Genomic DNA, 1,876 nt, shown 5'->3' on the forward strand with positions numbered 1-1,876 from the left:
TCCAGCGCATGGCGGCCCGCGAGACGGGCAACCTGGCCCTCGCCAATGTGCTGGTCGCCAAGAAGCTGGGCGAACTCGATCGCCAACTGACCCAGCAGCGGGCCGCGCCCGACGCCCCGCCGCAATCTCCGGTGATCTCGGGCCGGGAGATGGCCGAGGCCGTGGCAACCCTCGAACGGCGATGGGGCCTGGCGTTGCATGTCGGCCGGCTCGTCGACCGCACGGCCTGAGGGCCCGATCCCTGAACCGAGGCTGAACCGATCGGACGAATGCATCGCCCCGGCGCGAATTTCGCCGTTTCCCCGTCGCTTTCGACGCCCTAAGAGGTCGACCGCTTTCGCGGGGGGTACGCGAGAGGATTTTCAGATGACCGATACGACCGGCTACGACAGCATGCGCCGCGGCGAACTCTACCGCGGCCCCGACTGGCACCTGATCGAGATGCAGATGCAGGCGCGCCAGAAGCTCGATGCGCTCAATGCCACGCCCGGGCACGAATTCGCCCGCCGCGACGCCATGCTGCGCGAGCAGTTGGGCAGCTTCGGGCAGGCCTTCGTACTTTCTCCCATCACCTGGGAATATGGCAAGCACATCCACCTGGGCGACGGGGTGTTCGTCAACTTCGACTGTGTGTTCCTCGATGGCGCCGATGTGCGCATCGGCGACGGCACGGCCATTGCCCCACGGGTGCAGTTCCTCACCGCCGGCCATCCGGTAAGGGCGTCGGAGCGGCTCACCTACGATAGCTCGACCGGCCAGGCCAATGGCGCCTGGTGCATCAACAAGCCGATCACCGTCGGCCGGAACTGCTGGATCGGCGCCGGCACGATCATCCTCGGCGGCGTCACCATCGGCGACAACACCACCATCGGCGCCGGCAGCGTGGTGACCCGCGACATCCCCTCCGACGTGGTGGCGGCCGGCAACCCGTGCCGGATCATCCGGCGGCTCGACGAGGCGCGGGCCCCCGGCCCGGCGCTGAAGCGCCGCGCCGCCTGACCTAGCGGCGCAGGAACGCCTCGACCTCGGGGCGATCCGGCGCGCCGAGCCGGCCGCCGAAGCGGGTGCACTTGATGGCCGCCGCCGCCGAGGCGAAGGCGATGGTCTCCGCCATCGGCCGGCCCTCGGCGAGGAGCAGCGCGAAGGCGGCGTGGAAGACGTCGCCGGCCGCCAGCGTGTCCACAGCATCGATCCGTGGGGCCGGGCTGTGCCGGATGGTGCCGGCCTCGCTCCACCAGCAGCCCAGGGCACCGGCGGTGACCGCCACGAAACCGTGGTGGCGGGCAACGAGCGCGGCCGCCGCGGCCGCCGGCTCGGCCTCGCCGGTCAGGAGCCGCGCCGCCCCTTCGGACGCGACGACGTGACTGGCCAGCGGCAGCAGGTCCTCGAGCACCTCGCGCGCCGCCAGGTCGGCATCGAGGATGGCCGGCAGGTGGGCCCGCCGCGCCGCCAGCAGCGCCAGATGCGCCGCCGCCGGCCAGCGCACGTCGACCATCACGGCGTCGAAGCCCTCGACATCCGGCACGAAATCGGGCGGCGCGGTGATCGAGGGATCGTAGCGCGGCACGATGATGGTGGCGCCCTTGAGATCCATCAGGATGGTCGAAAAGCCCGAGCGCGCCCCGGCGACTCGCCGGACCCGGGAGCAGTCGACCCCCTCGCCCGAGATCTGCTCGACGAGCCGATCGCCCGTCGCATCATCGCCGGCCGAGGCCCACAGCGCGACCTCGCCGCCGAGCCGGGCGATGGTCGCCGCCTGCGCCGCGGCCATGCCCTCGGCCACCTCCACCGCGTCGAGCGGGATGACCTTTCCGCTCCCCTCCGGCAGCCGCTCGAGCCGGAAGATGGTATCCATGGTGATGGCGCCGACGCAGAG

3 protein-coding genes are annotated in these 1,876 nt (G+C 71.5%); 2 read left to right on the forward strand and 1 reads right to left on the reverse strand.

Annotated features, from left to right (window positions below; genetic code table 11):
• Both ACE3TU_RS21935 and ACE3TU_RS21940 read left to right on the forward strand, forming a co-directional pair.
• Positions 1-230 (forward strand): hypothetical protein (locus tag ACE3TU_RS21935; RefSeq protein ID WP_374627976.1); only part of this gene is annotated, 230 nt, incomplete at its 5' end.
• Between the two features lie 136 nt (positions 231-366).
• Positions 367-999, forward strand: a complete 633-nt coding sequence (locus ACE3TU_RS21940) for a sugar O-acetyltransferase (protein WP_374627977.1) — start codon at positions 367-369, stop codon at positions 997-999.
• A gap of 1 nt (position 1,000) precedes the next feature.
• On the opposite strand, the gene ACE3TU_RS21945 is transcribed toward ACE3TU_RS21940, so the two are convergent.
• On the reverse strand, positions 1,001-1,876 hold an 876-nt coding region (locus tag ACE3TU_RS21945; RefSeq protein ID WP_374627978.1), incomplete at its 5' end, for a PfkB family carbohydrate kinase.

The sequence above is a fragment of the Devosia sp. genome (genome assembly GCF_041917035.1).
GTDB lineage: Bacteria > Pseudomonadota > Alphaproteobacteria > Rhizobiales > Devosiaceae > Devosia_A.

Excerpts from the sequence above, each read along its gene's own strand:
- ACE3TU_RS21940 (WP_374627977.1), top strand. The coding sequence starts at position 367 with ATGACCGATACGACCGGCTACGACAGCATGCGCCGCGGCGAACTCTAC.